Here is a 22864-nt window from a genome sequence, read left to right as displayed (position 1 = left end):
ATGAGTACTATGATGTAGCTAGAAAAGGGGTGGAAAAATGTTTAAAAATAAGGAACTTTTTCGAGTAGTCATGATATTTGTGATAGGAATTATCCTAATTTTAATGACACCCGTCTTATTTAAAGTTATGATGGACCTATTTTCAAAATAAATAGGCTTCTGTTTTAGGCAGAGGTGTGAATCAGGAGGTTAAGCGATGAACTACAATTTAAAATATCTTTTATCAGGAATATTTGTCCTAGTCTTTATAGGTTTCCTAGTCTGGATGCGTTATGTTAATCAGAGGAAGGAAGAAGAGCATTCGGATGTGTCTTTTGAAGCGAGGTTAGATAGTGAAGTCAAGACCTTGTATAAACAACTAGGATTGGGTGAGGAGCCTCATTATTTCTTAGCCTATCGCTACCTACATCCTTGGTTTGATTTGGCGATTTTACCACCAACAGTTGAAATTTTCTTAACTAAAATAGCGCTGGTGATGGTGACTCCAGATGAACTGCTGATAAAAAATCTTGGGAATGGGATGACTTTCACAAGTGAGCACCATCGCGATTTGCGGCAAGGACTTATCCGCATTCCAAAATCAGAGATGAAAGAATTTGAGATTCGCAACTGGAAAAGAGTTTTTGTATTGGGCGATTTTTTGACAATTAAAACAAGCCAACATAGCTATTATTTGCAGGTCAGAGATGATGGACTTCAAAAGGGAAGTCTTTCTGCCAAACATTTCTCCGACTTGAAACGACAAGATTTTCTCGGATTATTGACAGATAAAAGGACATTCTGATAGACAATTGCCCCAAAAATGGAATCTCTGAATGTTCAACAATTCAAAAACCACACAGTATTCCATTCAATTTGATTATGTTCAAGATTGGAATGACAGTGTGGTTTTATTTAGAAGTTAGTTTTTGTTAGCCTTTTATATACTTTGTTCGATAAAAGACAATTAAATTAGTGATTGCCGATTGCTTACTGCTGACCGAATGATGTAACTCCGCCACCTAAACTAGCGAGATCATCACTGTTTATTGTGGGAACTTCAGCATTGTTACTATTGGTATTAGTTTCTGCTTGAGCTTCTGAAGTATTAGCTGCTTGATTTTGTGTACTTGCCACATCATTTCCGCTGCTGCCAGCACTATTAGATGAAGGTGGTTCGCTTGCAGGCGCTTGTGAACTGTATCTGCTCCCATTTGACTCAGTATAGGTTGGAGTGTAGCTCCCTCCTCCTGAAGAATAGGTTTCTCTTTCCCCCTCGCTACTAGTCGTTCCTGTTTCTTTTTTGTCAGTCTTTTGTCCTTCTTTTTTGGTCAAGACTTCAACTTGCTTTTGGAATTTAGAAATTAGTTCTTGGATGGGTTTTATTTTTTCATCAATAGTGGCTTGTTCGCTTGTGGAGTTAACACTTTTAATGATTTCTAGTATTTTTTGTAAGGAAGTGATGGCTGTTTCAAGTGTTTGTTTATCTTCAAACTGACTATCGGATTCCTTTATATCCATTTTTAAAGCTTTTTCGCTATAATGATTGGTGATTTTATCGGACGTAGTAGTAAGAAAGTCTGCTAATGTTTGCTTGCCTTCGTCAGTGTTTGGCTTCAATTCTTGAATTCTTTTCCAATCTTCTATAATTGTTTCAGAATCGATATTAAAATCTTTGATGGCTTTTTTTACTTGTTCGACATCTTGTTCATTTTTTTGCCGTTTGAAGAAAGCAATATTGCCTCTTTCTGTTAAGATGTTTTCTTGGTGAATGACTAGACCAATTAAAAGTCCAATACTTGCGACAATGATAATAGTAAAAATGGTATTTTTTGATTTTAGAATATCTTTGTAGTTTTTCACAATCGTTCTACGTACATGGATGGTAGTATCTTTAAGGGATCATGTACGTATTCCTCCTCAATATAGTATATCATTTTTAGTTTATTTTATAAATAAGATAATAAGCAGTAGAGGGATTAAGCTATAAATTACCCTCTTTTTAAACAATTATATATGTATTTACAAAGAGGTTGGTCGATTGACATCCTCTTTCTTGTCTTCTCCAACCAAGCATGTTATAATGAATACTGCTCAAGCGACCTTCAATCGTTAAGCACACACGACCTTCAATCGTGAATAAACGAATAGATGGGAGACTTACCATGAGTGAGAACTCTAAAACACGTGTTGTCGTAGGGATGAGTGGTGGTGTTGATTCGTCGGTGACAGCTCTTCTTCTCAAGGAGCAGGGCTACGATGTGATCGGTATCTTCATGAAGAACTGGGACGACACAGATGAAAACGGCGTCTGTACGGCGACCGAAGATTACAAGGATGTGGCTGCGGTAGCAGACCAGATCGGCATTCCTTACTACTCTGTCAATTTTGAAAAAGAGTACTGGGACAGCGTTTTTGAGTATTTCCTAGCGGAATACCGTGCAGGACGCACGCCAAATCCAGATGTTATGTGCAACAAGGAAATCAAGTTTAAGGCCTTTTTGGACTATGCCATGACCTTGGGGGCAGACTATGTAGCGACTGGGCATTATGCCCGAGTGGCGCGTGATGAGGATGGCATCGTTCACATGCTTCGTGGCGTGGACAATGGCAAGGATCAGACTTATTTCCTCAGCCAACTTTCGCAAGAACAACTTCAAAAAACCATGTTCCCACTAGGACATTTGGAAAAGCCAGAAGTTCGCAGACTAGCAGAAGAAGCAGGCCTTGCAACTGCTAAGAAGAAAGACTCGACAGGGATTTGCTTTATCGGAGAAAAGAACTTTAAAAATTTCCTCAGTAACTACCTGCCAGCTCAGCCTGGTCGCATGATGACTGTGGATGGTCGCGATATGGGCGAGCATGCTGGGCTTATGTACTATACGATTGGTCAGCGTGGTGGACTTGGTATCGGTGGGCAACACGGTGGTGACAATGCCCCTTGGTTCGTTGTCGGAAAAGACCTAAGCAAGAATATTCTCTATGTAGGACAAGGATTCTATCATGATTCGCTCATGTCAACCAGTCTAGAAGCCAGTCAAGTTCACTTTACTCGTGAGATGCCAGAGGAATTTACGATAGAATGTACGGCTAAATTCCGCTATCGTCAGCCTGATTCTAAGGTGACCGTCCATGTCAAAGGAGACAAGGCAGAGGTTATCTTTGCAGAACCGCAACGCGCCATCACACCAGGTCAGGCAGTTGTCTTTTACGACGGGGAAGAGTGTCTAGGTGGTGGTTTGATTGACAATGCCTACCGCGATGGACAAGTTTGTCAGTACATTTAGATTGACAAATTTTCTCAATTTGCTACAATAATAAAAGCAATAGAAATGATGGTCAAAGCTCATGGATGTTGCAGGCTTTTTTGTCCTGCACTTCTTTGGAGTTTTGACTGTTTTTGTGTCGTTTAAGGGAAAGGATAGGAGTGACTCAACAAGACTTTCGGACAAGAGTAGGAAATACGGTTTTTGGAGTTCGGGCGACAGCCTTGATTGTCCAAAATCGTAAGCTTCTAGTCACCAAAGATAAGGGCAAGTATTACACTATCGGTGGTGCGATCCAAGTTAACGAAAGAACGGAAGATGCGGTAGTCCGTGAAGTGAGGGAAGAATTGGGTGTCAAAGCTCAAGCTGGGCAACTAGCTTTAGTGGTTGAAAATCGTTTTGAACAGGACGGTGTTTCCTATCACAATATCGAGTTTCATTATCTGGTGGACTTGCTTGAAGATGCTCCATTGACCATGCAGGAAGATGAGAAAAGGCAGCCTTGTGAGTGGATTGACTTAGACAAGCTTAAGGGTATCAATCTAGTTCCAGCCTTTTTGAAAACAGCCCTGCCAGATTGGGACGGCCAACTAAGACACATTCATCTTGAGGAATAGGAGAGAAATATGACTTATAATTTTACTGAAGAATACGATATTATTGTAATTGGTGCGGGACACGCTGGGGTAGAAGCATCTCTAGCAGCTAGTCGTATGGGCTGTAAGGTCTTGCTTGCGACCATTAACATTGAAATGCTGGCTTTCATGCCTTGTAACCCCTCTATCGGTGGTTCTGCCAAGGGGATTGTCGTGCGTGAAGTTGATGCCCTAGGTGGCGAGATGGCCAAAACCATTGACAAGACTTACATCCAGATGAAGATGCTCAACACAGGTAAGGGGCCAGCTGTCCGTGCCCTTCGTGCGCAAGCTGACAAAGAGCTTTACTCTAAGGAAATGCGCAAGACAGTTGAAAATCAAGAAAATCTGACCCTTCGTCAAACCATGATTGATGAGATTTTGGTGGAAGATGGCAAGGTTGTCGGTGTGCGTACAGCAACCCATCAAGAGTATGCTGCTAAGGCTGTTATCGTGACCACAGGGACTGCCCTCCGTGGGGAAATTATCATCGGAGACCTCAAGTACTCATCAGGTCCTAACCACAGCTTGGCTTCTATTAACCTTGCTGACAATCTCAAGGAATTGGGCCTCGAAATTGGTCGTTTCAAGACAGGAACCCCTCCACGTGTCAAGGCTTCTTCTATCAACTACGATGTGACCGAGATTCAGCCAGGGGACGAAGCACCTAATCACTTCTCATATACCTCACGTGATGAGGATTATGTCAAGGACCAAGTACCGTGCTGGTTGACCTATACCAATGGTACCAGCCATGAGATTATCCAAAACAACCTCCACCGTGCGCCTATGTTTACAGGTGTGGTTAAGGGAGTGGGACCTCGTTACTGTCCGTCGATTGAAGACAAGATTGTGCGCTTTGCGGACAAGGAACGCCACCAACTCTTCCTAGAGCCAGAAGGGCGCAATACTGAGGAAGTCTATGTTCAAGGACTTTCAACCAGTCTGCCTGAGGATGTCCAGCGTGACTTGGTTCATTCCATCAAAGGTTTGGAAAATGCAGAGATGATGCGGACAGGTTATGCCATTGAGTATGATATGGTCTTGCCTCATCAGTTGCGTGCGACTCTGGAAACCAAGAAAATCTCCGGACTTTTCACTGCTGGTCAGACAAATGGAACATCAGGTTATGAAGAAGCTGCTGGCCAAGGGATTATCGCGGGTATCAATGCGGCTTTGAAAGTCCAAGGCAAGCCTGAATTGATTTTGAAGCGCAGTGACGGTTATATCGGGGTCATGATTGATGACTTGGTGACCAAGGGAACCATTGAACCCTACCGTCTATTGACCAGTCGTGCTGAATACCGTCTCATTCTCCGTCATGACAATGCCGATATGCGTTTGACAGAGATGGGCCGTGAGATTGGTCTTGTGGATGATGAACGCTGGGCTCGCTTTGAAATCAAGAAAAATCAATTTGAAAATGAGATGAAACGCCTAGACAGCATCAAACTCAAGCCAGTCAAGGAAACCAATGCCAAGGTTGAGGAGATGGGCTTTAAACCGTTGACAGATGCAGTGACAGCCAAGGAATTCCTTCGCCGTCCAGAAGTTTCTTACCAAGATGTGGTAGCCTTCATCGGACCAGCTGCTGAGGACTTGGATGACAAGATTATCGAATTGATTGAAACAGAAATCAAGTACGAAGGCTATATTTCCAAAGCCATGGACCAGGTTGCTAAGATGAAACGCATGGAAGAAAAACGTATTCCAGCCAATATTGACTGGGATGACATTGATTCTATCGCAACCGAAGCCCGTCAGAAGTTCAAACTCATCAATCCAGAAACCATCGGCCAAGCCAGCCGTATTTCGGGAGTAAACCCAGCAGATATTTCTATTTTGATGGTGTATCTTGAAGGTAAAAATCGTAGTATTTCTAAAACTCTTCAAAAATCAAAATGATACGTCGTCGGCTTCGGCTCACCTAACTTAAGTTATGCTTTCGCCTAGCCTTCTAGTCTGCTTTCGATTTTTATTGAGTTTTAATCTAAAAAGAAAGCATAGAAAAAACAGCTCCGAAGACGGGGCTGTTTTATAATTTATTCTTCATCTGGTGTGAGGATCATAGGGATGATAATCGGTTCACGTTCTGTATTTTCATAAAGGAAGGGGCGAATAGCGTTGACAATGGCACCATTGACTGATTGCACGCTAGCATCCTTATTTTTCAGTGCGATACGAATTGCATTGAAGAGGATGCGCTGGCTTTGGCGAATCAAGTCGCCAGACTCTCTCATGTAGACAAAGCCTCGGCTGAGGATGTCTGGGCCAGACAGAATCATCTGCGATTTGAAGTCAACAGTTGCGACTGCCAGAACGACACCGTCTTCAGATAGATCACGACGATCTTTGAGGACAGCTGCGCCGATTTCACCGATACGATTTCCATCGACATAGATATCTTGGGCGTTGAAATGACCTGCGATACGAGCTGAGTCAGCAGTAAGGGCAAGCACATCACCATTGCTCATGATAAAGATATTGTCCTTCTCAACACCAGTATCTACTGCTAGTCCAGCGTGGACCTTTTGCATGCGGTATTCACCGTGGACAGGCATGAAGTATTTTGGCTTAATCAAGCGGAGCATGAGTTTTTGCTCTTGCTGGCCACCGTGTCCAGAGGTATGGATATTGTTAACCTTACCGTGGATAACTTCGACACCAGCTTCAGAAATGATGTTGATCAGCTTGTTGACGCTAGTAGTGTTTCCAGGGATTGGACTAGAAGAGAAGATAACCGTATCGCCTGGTTGGAGTTGCACCTGACGGTGGGTTCCGTTGGCGATACGAGAGAGTGCTGCCATCGGCTCCCCCTGACTACCTGTACAGAGGATAAGAACCTCGCCAGCAGGGTAGTCTTTGATTTCATTTGGCTCGATAAAGGTTCCCTTAGGAGCTTTGATGTAGCCAAGATCGATTCCGTTGACAATGGCCTTTTCCATCGAACGACCAAAGACAGCGATCTTACGTCCAGTCTTAACAGCAGCTTCTGTTGCTTGCTGGAGACGGAAGATATTTGAGGCAAAGGATGCAAAGATGATACGTCCCTCTATGCCTTGGATAATCTTCATGATGGACTGACCAACGACTTTTTCAGAGTTGGTAAAGGTTGGCACTTCTGCATTTGTTGAGTCAGACAGGAGACAGAGCACGCCTTCTTCGCCAAGGGCAGCCATACGGTGCAAGTCCGCAGGTTCTCCAACTGGAGTAAAGTCGAACTTAAAGTCACCCGTACAGACGATTTTTCCTTGAGGTGTATGAATAACAATCCCCAAAGGCTCTGGAATGGAGTGAGTGGTTCTAAAGAAAGTTGCCTTGAGATTTTTAAAGGTCAACTCAGTGTTGTGGTTGATTTCGTAAAGTTTGGCGTTGCGCAAGAGGCCGTGTTCTTCGAGTTTCCCACGGATCAAAGCCAAGGCAAGTGGTCCAGCATAGATAGGGACATTTGCTTGCTTGAGTAGGAAAGGAATCCCACCGATGTGGTCCTCGTGTCCGTGTGTGATTAAGACAGCCTTGACGCGGTCGATATTGTCCACGATGTATGAGTAGTCAGGAATGACATAGTCGATACCCAGCAAGTCATCTTCTGGGAATTTAATCCCAGCATCGACGATAACAATCTCGTCTTGGTATTCAATCCCGTAAGTGTTTTTCCCGATTTCTCCCAGACCACCGATGGCAAAAACGCCGACTTCTTCAGGTTTAAGAGTGTAGGCCATATTAGAACTCCGTAATTTCGAAGGCGCCAGTTTCTTTTTCGTAATCTAGCAATTTGTCAGACAAGAGTTCGATATACTCGATATTGTACTCTGGGCGATTTTCTTCGACAAGTTGGCGAGCAGCGATACGGCCCTCAAGTTCTGAGTTAGCATCGATGTCTAGGTATAGTGCGCGTGTTGTTTCACGACGTGGGCTACGTTCTTTTGTTTCTTGATAAAAAACTTTGTAAATCATATAGTTCCTTTCTATTTACAGGTCAGTTTATTCCAAACTTTTAGCAGAGATTTGCTTGATTTCATTCCATTTTGTGTCTAGATTGACCTTGATTCGTTACAATTATTTCAATTATACCACAAAATGAAAGATTAGTAAAAGACGGAAACGAGAAAGTCATAGGACTATTTATTGAGTAAGCGCTTGCAAAAACAAAGAAAATATGTTATTTTGATAATGGAAATGAGTTTTATCGTTGCTTACCATTTCCTACTCTTTTTAAGTCAAGGAGGTTGCCCTATGTATAACTTATTTGCTTTTGCTATCGGAGTTCGCTTAGTAGCTTTTATCATTTTTGTTGCTTGCGTTTATGCGGGGAATCTTCTATTTGCAAAACTGGAACACCGACAAACCAAGTTCTTGTGGAAAATTACTTTTGTGACTCTCTACTCGCTTTTTCTCCTCCTCCTAACCTATGTCGTTTGGTTTGTATTTTACTTTGGATTAAATGCTTAGATGCTCTGCTTATGCTGGAGCATTTTTGTTTGGGGGCAAAGAAAATTCCCATGTGCCAGCTTTTGTAGTATAATAGTAAGCAGACCAAAAGATAGGAATGTGTTATGAAAGTATTAGCTTTTGATACGTCTAGCAAGGCTCTGTCTCTCGCTATTTTAGAGGATAAGCAGGTTCTTGCAGAGACGACTATTAATATTAAGAAAAATCACAGTATTACTCTTATGCCTGCCATTGATTTTTTGATGGCAAGTTTGGATTGGACTCCCAAGGACTTGGATCGAATCGTGGTGGCAGAAGGACCGGGTAGCTACACGGGCTTGCGAATTGCGGTAGCCACTGCTAAGACGCTGGCTCATACTCTGAACATTGAGTTAGTTGGTATGTCTAGCCTCTTGGCTCTGGTGCCATACCAACAAGAAGGCTTGTTCGTCCCTTTGATGGATGCGCGTCGCAACAATGTTTACGCAGGATTTTATGAAAATGCTAAACCTGTCATGTTAGAAGCGCACCTATCTTTTGAAGAGGTGTTAGAAAAAGTCAAGGGTGCTAGTCAGGTAACCTTTGTCGGAGAAATCGGCCCCTTTGTGGAGCAGATTCAAGAACACTTGCCAAGGACTAATTTCAAAGAAACCTTGCCAAATGCAGCTAATCTAGCTCTCTGGGCCTGGGACAAGGAAGCAGACTCCTTGCATGATTTTGTGCCGAACTACCTCAAGCGTGTCGAGGCTGAGGAAAACTGGCTAAAGAATCACACCGAATCTGGCGAGTCTTATATTAAACGCCTATGATAGAAATCAAAGGAACTCAACAGCAACCTGATCTGGCTCAAGCCATCTACGCTGTTATGGCAGCTGTTTACCCAGTCAGTTCTTGGACGCTGGAACAAATCCAAGCAGATTTGTCCCAAGACCAGACTTGGTATGCTCTAGCTTATGATGGAGCAGAAGTGATTGGATTTTTAGCTGTGCAGGAGAATCTATTTGAAGCAGAAGTCCTGCAAATCGCTGTCAAAGGAGCCTATCAGGGTCAGGGAATTGCCTCGGCCTTGTTTGCTCAATTGCCGGCAGATAAGGAGATTTTCCTCGAAGTCAGAAAGTCAAATCACCGAGCGCAAGCATTTTACAAGAAAGAAAAGATGGCAGTCATCGCTGAGCGAAAGGCCTACTACCATGACCCAGTCGAGGACGCCATCATCATGAAGAGAGAAATAGATGAAGGATAGATATATTTTAGCATTTGAGACATCCTGTGATGAGACCAGTGTCGCCGTCTTGAAAAACGACGATGAGCTCTTGTCCAATGTTATTGCTAGTCAAATCGAGAGCCACAAACGTTTTGGGGGCGTAGTGCCAGAAGTAGCTAGTCGTCACCATGTCGAGGTCATTACAGCCTGTATCGAGGAGGCTCTAGCAGAAGCAGGAATTACCGAAGAGGACGTAACAGCTGTGGCGGTTACCTATGGACCAGGCTTGGTCGGAGCCTTACTAGTTGGTTTGTCAGCTGCCAAGGCCTTTGCTTGGGCACATGGGCTTCCGCTGATTCCCGTTAACCACATGGCTGGTCACCTCATGGCCGCTCAGAGTGTGGAGCCTTTGGAGTTTCCCTTGCTAGCCCTCTTGGTTAGCGGTGGGCACACAGAGTTGGTTTATGTTTCGGAGGCTGGTGACTACAAGATTGTTGGGGAAACGCGAGATGACGCGGTTGGTGAGGCCTATGATAAGGTTGGCCGTGTCATGGGCTTGACCTATCCTGCAGGTCGTGAGATTGACGAGCTGGCTCATCAGGGGCAGGATATTTATGATTTTCCTCGAGCCATGATTAAGGAAGATAATCTGGAGTTTTCATTCTCAGGTTTGAAATCGGCCTTTATCAATCTTCATCACAATGCCGAGCAAAAGGGAGAAAGTCTGTCTACAGAGGATTTGTGTGCTTCCTTCCAAGCAGCTGTACTAGATATTCTTATGGCAAAAACCAAGAAGGCTTTGGAGAAATACCCTGTTAAAACCCTTGTCGTGGCAGGTGGTGTGGCAGCCAATAAAGGTCTCAGAGAACGCCTAGCAACTGAAATCACAGATGTCAATGTCATCATTCCACCTCTGCGCCTCTGCGGAGATAATGCAGGTATGATTGCCTATGCCAGCGTCAGCGAGTGGAACAAAGAAAGCTTCGCAGGCTTGGACCTCAATGCCAAACCAAGTCTCGCTTTTGATACGATGAAATAAAATGGAGTCTGTCTGATTACAATCAGCAGACTTTTTTCTCTTTCCTGAATGTGTTATAATAGTCCATGCTATGGCTGGAGCCTTTTCAGCCTACTTATACTCTTAGAAAATCTCTTCAAACCGCGTCAGCTTCTATCTGCAACCTCAAAACAATGTTTTGAGCAACCTGCGGCTAGCTTTCTAGTTTGCTCTTTGATTTTCATTGAGTATTATTAAGACAATATGAGGAGAAAGATGAAAGAAAAAGGATTTTGGGAGGGGGCGCAGGCAGCCATGCCAACGGCCCTTGGTTATGTCAGTATCGGGCTGGCCTGTGGGATTATTGGTGCGCCTTATGTGACACCTGTTGAGATGGGCTTGATGAGCCTCTTTGTTTATGCTGGGAGCGCCCAGTTTGCCATGTTGGCCTTGATTGCGGTTCAAGCTCCTGTGGCAGCTATTGCTATGACGGTCTTTTTGATCAATTTGCGTCTCTTTTTGTTGAGCTTGCACGCATCAACCTATTTCCGTCATACCAGTCTCTGGCAAAATATCGGTATGTCTAGCCTCTTGACAGATGAGACTTATGGTGTTTTGATGGGCGAATTGGCCCATACAGACAAGGTCAATCCTATGTGGATGCACGGAAACAATCTCAACAGCTATGTGGCTTGGTTTGTGGGGACAGTTGTCGGAACGGCTCTGGGTGGTCTACTGCCAAATCCAGAAATCTTTGGCTTGGATTTTGCTTTGGTTGGGATGTTCATTGGAATTTTTGCTTCGCAATTCCAGATTATGCAAAGACGGATTCCTGTCCGCAATCTACTGATTATCCTAGCAGTTGTTGCGGTGTCCTTCTTTTTGCTCTTGACAGTGGTGTCTTAGTCGCTAGCTGTTCTGTTTGCGACGCTACTTGGTTGTACAATGGGGGTGGTTTTAGATGGTCAGTAAGTATCTTTTATTAGCAGTTATTTTCTCTGGCTTGGTGACCTGGATTCCCCGTATGATTCCCTTCATCTTGGTCAAGTATAAGGGTTTGCCTGCAATCGTTGAGCGTTTTTTGAAGTTCTTGCCCGTTTCTATTATCTTTGCCTTGATTCTTTCAAGCGTAGTAACAGGTAAGGTTGGGAGCCTTCCTCAAATCAAATGGCTGGATTTCTTAGCCGTCTTTCCAACAGCTTGGGTAGCCTTTCGTTATCGCAATCTAGTCGGAACAGTTCTCTTTGGAGTAGTCTTGATTGCACTCTTGCGTTTGGTCTTTTAATACTCTTCGAAAATCAAATTCAAACCACGTCAGCGTCGCCTTACCGTACTCAAGTACAGCTTGCGGCTAGCTTCCTAGTTTGCTCTTTGATTTTCATTGAGTATAAATCAGCCATAAAGAAAACCTATCACAGAGATAGATATCATATAATGGCGTAAATGGTCTTTTTCTGTTAAGATTATAAGGTATTCTATTTTGGAGGAAATGACATGAAAAAAATCGTTAAATACTCATCTCTTGCTGCCCTAGGGCTTGTTGCTGCAGGTGTGTTAGCAGCTTGCTCAGGTGGTGCTAAGAAAGAAGGAGAAGCAGCTAGCAAGAAAGAAATTATCGTTGCAACTAATGCTACACCAAAACCATTCAACTATGAAGAAAATGGCGAATTGACTGGTTACGAAATTGAAGTGGTTCGCGCTATCTTTAAAGACTCTGACAAGTATGATGTCAAGTTTGAGAAGACAGAGTGGTCAGGAGTCTTTGCAGGACTTGATGCCGACCGTTACAATATGGCTGTTAGCAACATCAGCTACACTAAAGAACGTGCTGAAAAATACCTTTATGCAGCTCCAACTGCTAAAAACCCTAACGTTCTTGTAGTGAAAAAAGATGACCCTAGCATCAAATCGCTTGATGATATCGGTGGAAAATCAACAGAAGTTGTTCAAGGGACAACATCTGCTAAACAGCTAGAAGACTACAACAAACAACATTCAGATAATCCAACTGTCCTAAAGTATACTAAAGCAGACTTCCAACAAATCATGGGACGCTTGAGCGATGGCCAGTTTGACTACAAGATTTTTGATAAAATCGGTGTTGAAACAGTCATCAAGGACCAAGGTTTGGACAACTTGAAAGTGATCGAACTTCCAAGCGACCAACAACCTTATGTTTACCCACTTCTTGCTAAAGGTCAAGATGAGTTGAAAACATTTGTAGACAAACGTATCCAAGAACTCTACAAAGACGGAACCCTTGAAAAATTGTCTAAACAATTCTTCGGAGACACTTATCTACCAGCAGAAGCTGATATTAAATAATTTTTTGAAATCATCCATTCTGAATCAGGTGGGTGATTTCTCGGTTTTTAGGGATATAGTTTTAAACTATATATCTGGCTATCTAATAACAATTTGTGAAATCAAACAAATTGTGAGATACTAGTACGGTATTATTTTTAAGGAGAAAGAATCATGAAAATTAAAAAATGGCTTGGTGTAGCAGCCCTTGCTACAGTCGCAGGTTTGGCTCTTGCAGCTTGCGGAAACTCAGAAAAGAAAGCAGACAATGCAACAACTATCAAAATCGCAACTGTTAACCGTAGCGGTTCTGAAGAAAAACGTTGGGACAAAATCCAAGAATTGGTTAAAAAAGACGGTATCACTTTGGAATTTACAGAGTTCACAGACTACTCACAACCAAACAAGGCAACTGCTGATGGTGAAGTAGACTTGAACGCTTTCCAACACTACAACTTCTTGAACAACTGGAACAAAGAAAACGGGAAAGACCTTGTAGCGATTGCTGATACTTACATCTCTCCAATTCGCCTTTACTCAGGTTTGAATGGAAGTGACAACAAGTACACTAAAGTAGAAGACATCCCAGCAAACGGAGAAATTGCTGTACCGAACGATGCTACAAACGAAAGCCGTGCGCTTTACTTGCTTCAATCAGCTGGCTTGATTAAATTGGATGTTTCTGGAACTGCCCTTGCAACAGTTGCTAACATCAAAGAAAATCCAAAGAACTTGAAAATCACTGAATTGGACGCTAGCCAAACAGCTCGTTCATTGTCATCAGTTGACGCTGCCGTTGTAAACAATACCTTCGTTACAGAAGCAAAATTGGACTACAAGAAAGCACTTTTCAAAGAACAAGCTGATGAAAATTCAAAACAATGGTACAACATCATCGTTGCGAAAAAAGATTGGGAAACATCACCTAAGGCTGATGCTATCAAGAAAGTGATCGCAGCTTACCACACAGATGACGTGAAAAAAGTTATCGAAGAAACATCAGACGGTTTGGATCAACCAGTTTGGTAATAAGAAACAGGGAGGTGGGAGAGAAAATTCCACCTCTTGCTTTTGTATAGAGCATGGATTGTAAAGAAGACTATAGGTTCATAGAAAGGTAGAGAGAATATGGTTTTTCCTAGCGAACAAGAACAGATTGAAAAATTTGAAAAGGATCATGTGGCCCAGCATTATTTTGAGGTTTTGCGTACCTTGATTTCTAAGAAGTCAGTCTTTGCCCAGCAGGTTGGACTTAAGGAAGTTGCCAATTATCTGGGTGAGATTTTCAAGCGTGTTGGGGCTGAAGTGGAGATTGATGAGACTTACACGGCGCCTTTTGTCATGGCACATTTCAAGAGTTCGCGTCCAGATGCCAAAACCCTGATTTTCTATAACCACTATGACACTGTACCAGCGGATGGGGATCAAGTCTGGACAGAGGAGCCCTTTACGCTTTCGGTCCGCAACGGCTTTATGTATGGGCGTGGGGTTGATGACGACAAGGGTCATATCACGGCTCGTTTGAGTGCTTTGAGAAAATACATGCAGCACCATGATGACCTGCCTGTCAATATCAGTTTTATCATGGAGGGAGCGGAGGAATCGGCTTCAACAGACCTAGATAAGTATCTAGAAAAGCATTCGGATAAACTCCGTGGTGCAGATTTGTTGGTCTGGGAACAAGGGACCAAGAATGCCTTGGAGCAGTTAGAAATTTCTGGTGGAAATAAGGGGATTGTGACCTTTGATGCCAAGGTAAAAAGTGCGGATGTGGATATCCACTCTAGTTATGGAGGAGTTGTGGAATCAGCTCCTTGGTACCTCCTTCAAGCCCTACAGTCTCTTCGTGCCGCAGATGGCCGTATCTTGGTTGAAGGTTTGTACGAAGAAGTACAAGAGCCGAATGAACGAGAATTAGCCTTGGTGGATACCTACGCTCAACGAAATCCAGGGGAAATCAGCCAGATTTATGGTTTGGAATTGCCTCTCTTACAAGAGGACCGCGCAGCCTTTCTAAAACGTTTCTTTTTCGAGCCAGCTCTTAATATCGAAGGGATTCAGTCAGGCTACCAAGGACAAGGGGTTAAAACGATTTTGCCTGCAGAAGCTAGTGCTAAGTTAGAAGTTCGTTTGGTTCCTGGCCTAGAACCGCATGATGTTCTGGAAAAAATTCGGAAACAGCTAGACAAAAATGGCTTTGATAAGGTAGAATTATACTATACCTTGGGAGAGATGAGCTATCGAAGCGATATGAGCGCGCCAGCCATTCTCAATGTAATCGAGTTGGCCAAGAAATTCTATCCACAGGGCGTTTCAGTATTGCCAACGACAGCGGGGACAGGGCCTATGCATACGGTCTTTGATGCCCTAGAGGTGCCAATGGTGGCCTTCGGTCTAGGAAATGCCAACAGCCGAGACCACGGTGGAGATGAAAATGTGCGAATTGCCGATTACTACACCCATATTGAATTAGTAGAGGAGCTGATTAGAAGCTATGAGTAGAGATATTATCAAGTTAGATCAGATCGATGTGACTTTTCACCAAAAGAAGAGAACCATCACAGCGGTCAAGGATGTGACCATTCACATCCAAGAAGGGGATATCTACGGAATCGTTGGATATTCTGGAGCAGGGAAATCAACCCTTGTACGGGTGATTAACCTCTTGCAAAAACCATCTGCAGGGAAAATTACCATTGATGACGATGTGATTTTTGATGGTAAGGTGACCTTGACGGCCGAGCAGTTGCGTCGTAAACGTCAAGATATCGGGATGATTTTCCAGCATTTTAACCTGATGAGCCAAAAGACAGCAGAGGAGAATGTAGCCTTTGCCCTCAAACATTCTGGACTCAGCAAGGAAGAAAAGAAGGCTAAAGTAGCTAAATTGTTGAACTTGGTTGGCTTGGCAGACCGTGCTGAAAATTACCCTTCACAGCTATCTGGAGGGCAAAAACAGCGTGTGGCCATTGCGCGTGCTTTGGCCAATGATCCAAAAATCTTGATTTCAGATGAGTCAACTTCTGCCCTTGACCCTAAGACAACCAAGCAGATTTTGGCCTTGTTGCAAGATTTGAACCAAAAATTAGGCTTAACTGTTGTCTTGATTACGCATGAAATGCAGATTGTCAAAGACATTGCTAACCGTGTGGCAGTTATGCAGGATGGGCATTTGATTGAGGAGGGTAGTGTTCTTGAAATCTTCTCAGACCCTAAACAACCTTTGACTCAAGACTTTATCTCAACAGCTACAGGTATTGACGAAGCTATGGTCAAAATCGAGAAGCAAGAAATTGTGCAAAACCTGTCTGAAAATAGTCTCTTAGTGCAACTCAAGTATGCAGGTGCTTCAACAGACGAGCCACTTTTGAATGAATTGTACAAGCATTATCAAGTGACGGCGAATATCCTCTATGGAAATATCGAAATCCTCGATGGAACTCCTGTTGGAGAATTAGTTGTGGTCTTGTCAGGTGAAAAAGCAGCGCTAGCAGGTGCTCAAGAAGCCATTCGTCAAGCAGGCGTACAACTAAAAGTATTGAAGGGAGGACAGTAAGATGGAGTCATTGATTCAAACCTATTTGCCAAATGTCTATAAGATGGGCTGGGCTGGTCAAGCAGGCTGGGGGACAGCCATCTACCTAACTCTTTATATGACAGTTCTTTCCTTCATCATCGGAGGTTTCTTGGGGCTAGTTGCAGGTCTCTTCCTTGTCTTGACCGCGCCAGGTGGTGTCTTGGAAAATAAGGCTGTTTTCTGGATTTTGGATAAGATTACCTCTATTTTCCGTGCGGTGCCATTTATCATTCTCTTGGCAGTCTTGTCACCCTTCTCTCATCTAATCGTAGGAACAAGCATTGGTCCAAATGCGGCTATTGTACCCCTATCTTTTGCAGTCTTTGCCTTCTTTGCCCGTCAGGTGCAGGTTGTCTTGGCTGAATTGGATGGTGGTGTCATTGAGGCGGCTCAAGCTAGCGGAGCGACCTTCTGGGACATCGTAGGTGTTTATCTATCAGAAGGTCTTCCAGATTTGATCCGTGTGACAACTGTGACCTTGATTTCTCTTGTTGGAGAAACAGCTATGGCTGGTGCGGTTGGAGCTGGTGGTATTGGTAACGTAGCCATTGCTTATGGATTTAACCGTTACAATCACGATGTGACCATTTTGGCAACCATCATTATCATTTTGATTATCTTTGCAATCCAATTCTTGGGAGATTTCTTGACCAAGAAATTGAGCCATAAATAAAAAGATCTAGGCAATCTGTACATCATTCATAGGAGTTGTCGTTATAGTCAAGACTTGAAATTTTCTGTACTGGTTGCTATCAACCGTTACTTTTATGAGTAAGAGAGTTAAGAATTGTGGGGAGTCAATATGCAAAATCTGGGAGAAGTTTTTAAAGAATTGAGAAAGAGTCGGAATGTATCTCTACAGGAGGCGACGGGAGGAGAGTTTACTTATTCCATGCTGAGCAAATTTGAGCGTGGAGAAGCAGACCTATCATCTATGAAATTGATTACTGCCTTAGATAACATCCACTCTGATTTGAATGAATTTATGTACTTGGTACGTGGTTTTTCTCAGAAAAAGGTTTTGGCTTTTCAAGAAAATCTTTGGGATTTATATGATAGAGAAGGGATTGATTCTCTCCATTCCTTGTATGAAGAGACGACTCAAAAGTATAGATCAAGTGGTGAAACAAGCTATCTTTTACAAATGATTCGTATCAAAAGCCTTCTTGTGTTTTTTGATTCAGAAATAAGAGCAACGGATGAAGAACTGACTTTTCTCTATGACTATTTTTTTACTATTGACATCTGGGGAAATTATGAATTGGAACTATTTTCAACGATTTCTACTTTGTTTCCTCTGCCCCTCTATTTTAAATATTCTAGGGAGATGTTGCAAAAGACGGATTTATTAGGCTCTTTACCTAGTAACAAAGTTGGTATTGACACCATTTTAATTAATGGACTCTTTAAAGCGATAGAGGAAAAGGATAAATTAAAAGCAGATTATTTTATCTTTCAGATTGAAAAACGAGAATTGCCAGAATCTCAAGCTTATCTTAAAATCATTTATATGATTGCTAAAGGGTATTATGATACTATTTTTAATGTAAAAAATAAGGGTCTTGAAAAAATCCAGAGAGGCATTACAATCTTACAAGATTTAGAGTATGTAGATGGTGCAAGATACTATGAAAACTATTTTGCAAATCAGCTTTCAAATAAAGATTTGTAATATATTCTCGTTACATCGACTGATGAAAAATAAATAGCCTTGTAGATGGATTGATAATTAGTAGTTTCTAGGAGCTAGAGTTTCTATTTTCAGAAAAAATATATTACAAAAAAGTGGGGAGTCCCGCTTTTTTTGTTAGACTGATTTCAATAGAATACTCTTTGAAATGTGAGAAAGGCCTGTTATGAAACTATTCTTAAGACATCATTTATTTAGAATACTGACCTTATCAAGGTTTTTGAGCTCAAGTGGAGCTTATATTTATAATCTGGTATTTATCGTTTATGCTGCGAGTCTACCCTTTAAAAATATAGCTGTATTTATGGCGAATATGATTACGATTTTACCTTTCCTATTTACTTTTTATGTTGGGATTAAGGCTGATCATACTCGGAATAAAGCAGGGACAATTATCTGGGTTGGTTGTGTGCAAAGTCTACTATTTCTTTTGATTGCTAGTGTGATTCATGACCCGAACTTCGTAACGTTTGCTTTTATCTGTATGGTTAATATCTGTTCGGATATTTTATCAGATTATACAGCAGGCCTTCGTATGCCGATTATCCAGCATAATATTTCGGAAGATAAGCTCTATGAAGCTTATTCATTTACTCAGTTTGTTTCCTATTTATCAAATCTAGGAGGTCAAGCCTTAGGAGTGTGGTTACTCACAACAAGCCACCAAAATTTTTCTTTTGTTGCAATTGTGAATGCTGGCTTCTTTTTACTATCTTCTCTTATTTTGTTCAAAAATAGAAGAGAATTGACGTATTTGTCTGTAACGGTAGAGAATGAGTCGATTAGTTTACTTCAACAAGTTAAGGCAATCTATGCGGACATGGATGATATCTTTAGGCAAAGAGAAAGTAAATCTTTGTTTAAAATGATCCTTGTCATTTTGGTAATGAATACTTTGGGAGGAGCTGTTGGAGGTATTTATCACTTTTATTTATTAGACCATACTATCTATCATCTCAGCTATGCTCAAGCCCTATTTTTAATTGAATGTGTTAGCTTGGGAGGAGCTATTATTGGTAGCCTAACTCCCCATGATTATTTTGGGAAATGGTCTTTTTCAAGTTTGCTATCGCTCAATGCAATTCTGTTTGTCTTGCTGGCTACTGCTAATATTTTAGAGTTCTCTCCTCTAGTAGGTGTTGCCTGCTTAGCCTTTGTCATGTATTTGATGTCGAAATCAATGCCTAAATTAGATACTCTGTTACTGTCGAATTTGAGTGCGGATGTATTAGCTAGAAGTAATAATCTCTTGAGTATGATTTTTTCCCTAACATTACCCTTGGGAATGTCTGTATTTTCCTTCTTAGCTTTACAGGATATCAGGCTTTGTTGGTGGGTGTTTTTGCTAGTGAGTATGATAGGGTTGATTTTATCCCTAGAAAAAAGAAGTTTTTCAGGTAAAAAATTTTAACCTAGGAAGATAAGGCTTACTAGAAGGTCTTCCAGATTTAATCCGTGTGACAACTGTGACCTTGATTTCTCTTGTTGGAGAAACAGCTATGGCTGGTGCGGTTGGAGCTGGTGGTATCGGTAACGTAGCCATTGCTTATGGATTTAACCGCTACAATCACGATGTAACTATCTTGGCGACCATCATCATCATTTTGATTATCTTTGCAATCCAATTCTTGGGAGATTTCTTGACTAAGTCTTGAGCCATAAATAAAAAAGAGCCGCCTGGCTCTTTTTTAGTAATCAGATTTTCTGTGCCAATTTTTTACTCAAGGCTTGTCCAATCAAGGCACCCACTAGGGCGCCGATGACAATACTTGCGATAAATAGCAGGACGGTTCCAGGGTTTGGAGAAACCATGATACGGTCGATATATTCTTGTGATTTTCCTCTTGCTAGAAGGGTTGCCATATAGGTTTTGGGCGCAATCCACATAAGTAGGATTGGTCCTGATGTGCTAAAGGCAAAGAGAATAAAAGAAAGGAAGTTCTTTGTTTGATCTTTATATTTTCCTAAAAGAGCTACTCCATCTGCTAGCAGACCACAGATAATTCCAGGAAGGAAGGCACCGGCACCGTGTTTAGTTCCCAAGAAAAAGAGAGCAATAACAAGGCCGATAGTGGTAATGGCTCCAAAGCGCGGAACTTTTGCGACTAGGATCATATAGACGCTACCGCCGACAAGGGCAGTAAAGGCAGGCGCATAAAACATGTTTCCAGCTTGGTCAAAGAGATTGCCCAAAAGGACACCAATCCCCATGCAGAGGAAGTAAAGAACTGCAAAAAGAAGTGTAGTTAAGATAGATTTTTTCATGAATTGTCTCCTGATCATTTTTTCACAATTCTCATTGTATCACGGTTTGATGGGATTGTAAATGGGCACTAGAATTTTTTGAAAACGCTTGAAATATGATATAATAGTTTCATAGTTATTTGTAGGAGGATATCATGGGGAGATTTTTAGACTTTGTCTTTAATCGTTTCTTTTTAGGGATGATTGCGACAGCCTTCTTTTGGCTATTAACTTTAGCAGGAGGGATTATCCTTGTTATTTGTAGGAGGATATCATGGGGAGATTTTTAGACTTTGTCTTTAATCGTTTCTTTTTAGGGATGATTGCGACAGCCTTCTTTTGGCTATTAACTTTAGCAGGAGGGATTATCCTTGGTCTAGCGCCGGCTAGTGCCACCTTGATGAGCCTATATGCAGAACATGGTTATAGCTTTCGGGAATACAGTTTGAAGGAGGCGTGGTCTCTTTATAAGCAAAATTTCGTCTCAAGCAACCTGATTTTCTATAGCTTTTTAGGGGTGAATCTAGTTTTGGTCTATGGCCTGTATCTCTTGGTGCAATTGCCTCATCAGACTATTATTCATTTGATTGCGACCTTTTTGAATGTCCTAGTAGTTGCCCTGATCTTTTTGGCTTATACAGTATCTTTGAAATTACAAGTTTATTTTGATTTGTCCTATCGAAATAGTCTCAAACTATCCTTGATTGGCATCTTTATGAGCTTAGCAGCTGTGGCCAAGGTTCTCCTTGGGACAGTGCTACTTGTGGCAATTGGTTACTATATGCCTGCCCTACTTTTCTTTGTAGGAATTGGGATGTGGCATTTCTTTATCAGTGATATGTTGGAACCGGTCTATGAAAGTATCCATGAAAAATTGGCGACAAAATAGAATGAAGCAGTTTTGGCTACATACGCTTCTAAGAACCTACAGTTCAGTTATGATGATTATTATTGCGAGTTTTGCAATCTTACTCTCTTACGCCGACTGGGATTCACGGGAAAAGGAAGCTCAGAGAGTGGCCCAGCGTGTAACTACTCGAACAGTCGAAGAGGTGGAGTATTATTATCGCGAGTCAGCCCAGCTAGCTCAAGATTTAGTAGCCAATCAAGACCGGATACAAGGGGTTTATAAGTACTTTAGCCTGTCAACTTCTGAGTATTTTTATTGGCTGTTGGAGCATCAAGCAGCTTCGTCAACTTCTATTTCTCTGTATGAAAATATCGATGACCTGTATGTCCAAAATGACTATATAACGGGTGTTGCAATCGTCTTGCAGGACTTTAAAGAAGTTTATGTTTCGAGCAGAAATGAGAGAGGTGGTCATTCGGTACTTGCGGAAGGCTTTAAACCGGAGGCCAATAGTTTTGGAGTTCCTATTTTAGATCCAGCGACGGATCAATCTATAGGGGTTGTTTATATTTCCTTGGATCCAGAAATCTTATACCATGCTGTAGACAATACCCGAGGTCATATCCCGATGGCTGTTACTGTGACATCGCCTTTTGATACGGAGATTTTTCATATTGGTGAGAAGGTCAATAGGGAGCATGAAAACTGGTTTGTCGGTGTGACCTCTCATGGCTATCAGGTTCAGGTGGCAGTTCCTAAAAACTTTGTTTTACAAGGAACAGTGACTAGCTCTGCTTTGATTGTGGGCTTGAGCCTTCTCTTTATTGTCATTCTCTATCTGACTTTGAGGAAGACTTTCTCAAATTATCAAAAGCAGGTAGTGGATTTGGTGGATTCCATCCATGCTATTGCCCAAGGACAAGAAGGTCTTCGCATTGACACACTTGAAAAGGATCAGGAATTGCTCTTAATCGCAGAGACCACCAATGATATGTTGGATCGCTTGGAAAAGAATATCCATGATATTTATCAGTTAGAGCTTAGTCAAAAAGATGCTAATATGCGAGCCTTGCAGGCGCAAATCAATCCTCATTTTATGTATAATACGCTGGAGTTCTTGCGCATGTACGCAGTCATGCAAAGTCAAGATGAGTTGGCAGATATCATTTATGAGTTCAGTAGTCTCTTGCGTAACAATATTTCTGATGAAAGAGAAACTCTTCTCAAACAGGAATTAGAATTTTGCCGTAAATATAGCTATCTCTGCATGGTTCGCTATCCCAAGTCCATTGCCTATGGTTTCAAGATAGATCCAGAGTTAGAGAATATGAAGATTCCTAAGTTTACCTTACAACCTCTGGTAGAAAATTATTTCGCGCATGGTGTTGACCACAGACGGACAGATAATGTGATTAGCATCAAGGCTCTTAAACAGGATGGTTTTGTGGAAATTTTAGTGGTAGATAATGGCCGTGGTATGTCAGCTGAAAAACTGGCAAGTATTCGAGAAAAATTAAGTCAGAGACATTTTGAACACCAAGCCAGTTACAGTGATCAAAAGCAATCTATCGGGATTGTCAATATCCATGAGCGTTTTGTACTCTATTTTGGGGACCGCTATGCTATTACTATAGAGTCTGCGGAGCAAGCAGGTGTTCAGTATCGTATTACAATTCAAGATGAGTAG

General features: G+C 41.9%; 23 protein-coding genes and 2 pseudogenes. 21 read left to right on the top strand and 4 right to left on the bottom strand.

Annotated elements, in window-relative coordinates; genetic code table 11:
* Positions 1-196: 196 nt before the first annotated feature.
* On the top strand, positions 197-784 hold the full coding sequence (locus QM818_RS01380; protein ID WP_414299813.1) for a hypothetical protein: 588 nt from the start codon (positions 197-199) through the stop codon (positions 782-784).
* Positions 785-969: 185 nt separating this feature from the next.
* Here the strand turns inward: QM818_RS01380 and QM818_RS01375 are convergent, their stop codons facing one another.
* On the bottom strand, positions 970-1842 hold the full coding sequence (locus QM818_RS01375; protein ID WP_000800788.1) for a hypothetical protein: 873 nt from the start codon (positions 1840-1842) through the stop codon (positions 970-972).
* Positions 1843-2144: 302 nt separating this feature from the next.
* Between QM818_RS01375 and mnmA the strand changes: the two genes are divergently transcribed.
* The 3 genes from mnmA (at position 2145) to mnmG (ending at position 5785) form a co-directional block, all read left to right on the top strand.
* Positions 2145-3266, top strand: a complete 1122-nt coding sequence (gene mnmA, locus QM818_RS01370) for a tRNA 2-thiouridine(34) synthase MnmA (protein ID WP_084862715.1) — start codon at positions 2145-2147, stop codon at positions 3264-3266.
* 140 nt (positions 3267-3406) lie between these two features.
* Positions 3407-3862 (top strand): NUDIX hydrolase, encoded by a 456-nt coding sequence (locus QM818_RS01365; RefSeq protein WP_180374883.1) that lies wholly within the window; start codon positions 3407-3409, stop codon positions 3860-3862.
* A gap of 9 nt (positions 3863-3871) precedes the next feature.
* Positions 3872-5785, top strand: coding sequence for a tRNA uridine-5-carboxymethylaminomethyl(34) synthesis enzyme MnmG (gene mnmG, locus QM818_RS01360; RefSeq protein ID WP_000221906.1), 1914 nt, complete (start codon positions 3872-3874; stop codon positions 5783-5785).
* A 137-nt stretch (positions 5786-5922) separates the two neighbouring features.
* On the opposite strand, the gene rnjA is transcribed toward mnmG, so the two are convergent.
* Entirely contained in the window at positions 5923-7602 is a 1680-nt protein-coding gene (rnjA, locus tag QM818_RS01355) for a ribonuclease J1 (RefSeq protein WP_033685613.1), read from the bottom strand.
* 1 nt (position 7603) lies between these two features.
* Positions 7604-7837, bottom strand: coding sequence for a DNA-dependent RNA polymerase subunit epsilon (locus QM818_RS01350; protein ID WP_000639571.1), 234 nt, complete (start codon positions 7835-7837; stop codon positions 7604-7606).
* Between the two features lie 279 nt (positions 7838-8116).
* On the opposite strand from QM818_RS01350, the gene QM818_RS01345 reads away from it, so the two are divergent.
* The 14 genes and pseudogenes from QM818_RS01345 to QM818_RS01280 all read left to right on the top strand — a co-directional run.
* Positions 8117-8332: a hypothetical protein gene (locus QM818_RS01345; RefSeq protein WP_261037624.1), complete on the top strand. Its 216-nt coding sequence runs from the start codon at positions 8117-8119 to the stop codon at positions 8330-8332.
* Positions 8333-8436: 104 nt separating this feature from the next.
* Positions 8437-9120: a tRNA (adenosine(37)-N6)-threonylcarbamoyltransferase complex dimerization subunit type 1 TsaB gene (tsaB, locus tag QM818_RS01340; RefSeq protein WP_261072368.1), complete on the top strand. Its 684-nt coding sequence runs from the start codon at positions 8437-8439 to the stop codon at positions 9118-9120.
* Complete coding sequence (rimI, locus tag QM818_RS01335; RefSeq protein ID WP_078238060.1) at positions 9117-9554, top strand: ribosomal protein S18-alanine N-acetyltransferase; 438 nt, start codon at positions 9117-9119, stop codon at positions 9552-9554. Before tsaB ends, rimI begins: the two co-directional genes overlap by 4 nt.
* Positions 9544-10554: a tRNA (adenosine(37)-N6)-threonylcarbamoyltransferase complex transferase subunit TsaD gene (gene tsaD, locus QM818_RS01330; RefSeq protein ID WP_414299812.1), complete on the top strand. Its 1011-nt coding sequence runs from the start codon at positions 9544-9546 to the stop codon at positions 10552-10554. Before rimI ends, tsaD begins: the two co-directional genes overlap by 11 nt.
* Before the next feature lie 234 nt (positions 10555-10788).
* Positions 10789-11484: pseudogene (locus QM818_RS01325) on the top strand (AzlC family ABC transporter permease).
* On the top strand, positions 11474-11797 hold the full coding sequence (locus QM818_RS01320) for an AzlD domain-containing protein (RefSeq protein ID WP_000253935.1): 324 nt from the start codon (positions 11474-11476) through the stop codon (positions 11795-11797). The pseudogene QM818_RS01325 and the gene QM818_RS01320 overlap by 11 nt, the downstream one beginning before the upstream one ends.
* Before the next feature lie 209 nt (positions 11798-12006).
* Positions 12007-12837, top strand: coding sequence for an amino acid ABC transporter substrate-binding protein (locus QM818_RS01315; RefSeq protein WP_004254995.1), 831 nt, complete (start codon positions 12007-12009; stop codon positions 12835-12837).
* A 153-nt stretch (positions 12838-12990) separates the two neighbouring features.
* Positions 12991-13845, top strand: a complete 855-nt coding sequence (locus QM818_RS01310; protein WP_000694523.1) for a MetQ/NlpA family ABC transporter substrate-binding protein — start codon at positions 12991-12993, stop codon at positions 13843-13845.
* Between the two features lie 99 nt (positions 13846-13944).
* Positions 13945-15318 carry a M20 family metallopeptidase gene (locus QM818_RS01305; RefSeq protein ID WP_024056869.1) on the top strand — a complete coding sequence of 458 codons (1374 nt, stop codon included), beginning with the start codon at positions 13945-13947 and terminating at the stop codon, positions 15316-15318.
* Positions 15311-16372 (top strand): methionine ABC transporter ATP-binding protein, encoded by a 1062-nt coding sequence (locus QM818_RS01300; protein ID WP_414299811.1) that lies wholly within the window; start codon positions 15311-15313, stop codon positions 16370-16372. Before QM818_RS01305 ends, QM818_RS01300 begins: the two co-directional genes overlap by 8 nt.
* 1 nt (position 16373) lies before the next feature.
* Positions 16374-17066 carry a methionine ABC transporter permease gene (locus tag QM818_RS01295; protein WP_033685604.1) on the top strand — a complete coding sequence of 231 codons (693 nt, stop codon included), beginning with the start codon at positions 16374-16376 and terminating at the stop codon, positions 17064-17066.
* 261 nt (positions 17067-17327) lie between these two features.
* Positions 17328-18065 carry an Rgg family transcriptional regulator gene (locus QM818_RS01290; RefSeq protein WP_237447168.1) on the top strand — a complete coding sequence of 246 codons (738 nt, stop codon included), beginning with the start codon at positions 17328-17330 and terminating at the stop codon, positions 18063-18065.
* A gap of 184 nt (positions 18066-18249) precedes the next feature.
* Positions 18250-19494, top strand: a complete 1245-nt coding sequence (locus tag QM818_RS01285; RefSeq protein WP_033682437.1) for an MFS transporter — start codon at positions 18250-18252, stop codon at positions 19492-19494.
* Positions 19495-19510: 16 nt separating this feature from the next.
* Positions 19511-19749 (top strand): annotated as a pseudogene (locus QM818_RS01280) (ABC transporter permease); the annotation flags it as partial.
* A gap of 29 nt (positions 19750-19778) precedes the next feature.
* On the opposite strand, the gene QM818_RS01275 reads toward QM818_RS01280, so the two are convergent.
* Positions 19779-20348 carry an MptD family putative ECF transporter S component gene (locus QM818_RS01275; protein ID WP_049502608.1) on the bottom strand — a complete coding sequence of 190 codons (570 nt, stop codon included), beginning with the start codon at positions 20346-20348 and terminating at the stop codon, positions 19779-19781.
* A gap of 134 nt (positions 20349-20482) precedes the next feature.
* Between QM818_RS01275 and QM818_RS01270 the strand changes: the two genes are divergently transcribed.
* From QM818_RS01270 to QM818_RS01260, 3 genes are read left to right on the top strand one after another with little or no spacing between them, the layout of a single operon-like run.
* Complete coding sequence (locus QM818_RS01270) at positions 20483-20617, top strand: hypothetical protein (protein WP_261056860.1); 135 nt, start codon at positions 20483-20485, stop codon at positions 20615-20617.
* Positions 20602-21216 (top strand): YesL family protein, encoded by a 615-nt coding sequence (locus tag QM818_RS01265; RefSeq protein WP_000532357.1) that lies wholly within the window; start codon positions 20602-20604, stop codon positions 21214-21216. Before QM818_RS01270 ends, QM818_RS01265 begins: the two co-directional genes overlap by 16 nt.
* Positions 21194-22864 (top strand): sensor histidine kinase, encoded by a 1671-nt coding sequence (locus tag QM818_RS01260; RefSeq protein WP_414299810.1) that lies wholly within the window; start codon positions 21194-21196, stop codon positions 22862-22864. The genes QM818_RS01265 and QM818_RS01260 overlap by 23 nt, the downstream gene beginning before the upstream one ends.

It is taken from the genome of Streptococcus mitis (assembly GCF_047464035.1).
In the GTDB taxonomy this organism is placed as follows: domain Bacteria; phylum Bacillota; class Bacilli; order Lactobacillales; family Streptococcaceae; genus Streptococcus; species Streptococcus mitis_DX.
The sequence above is the reverse complement of the archived record's forward strand: the minus strand, read 5'-3'. Positions and strand labels throughout refer to the sequence as shown.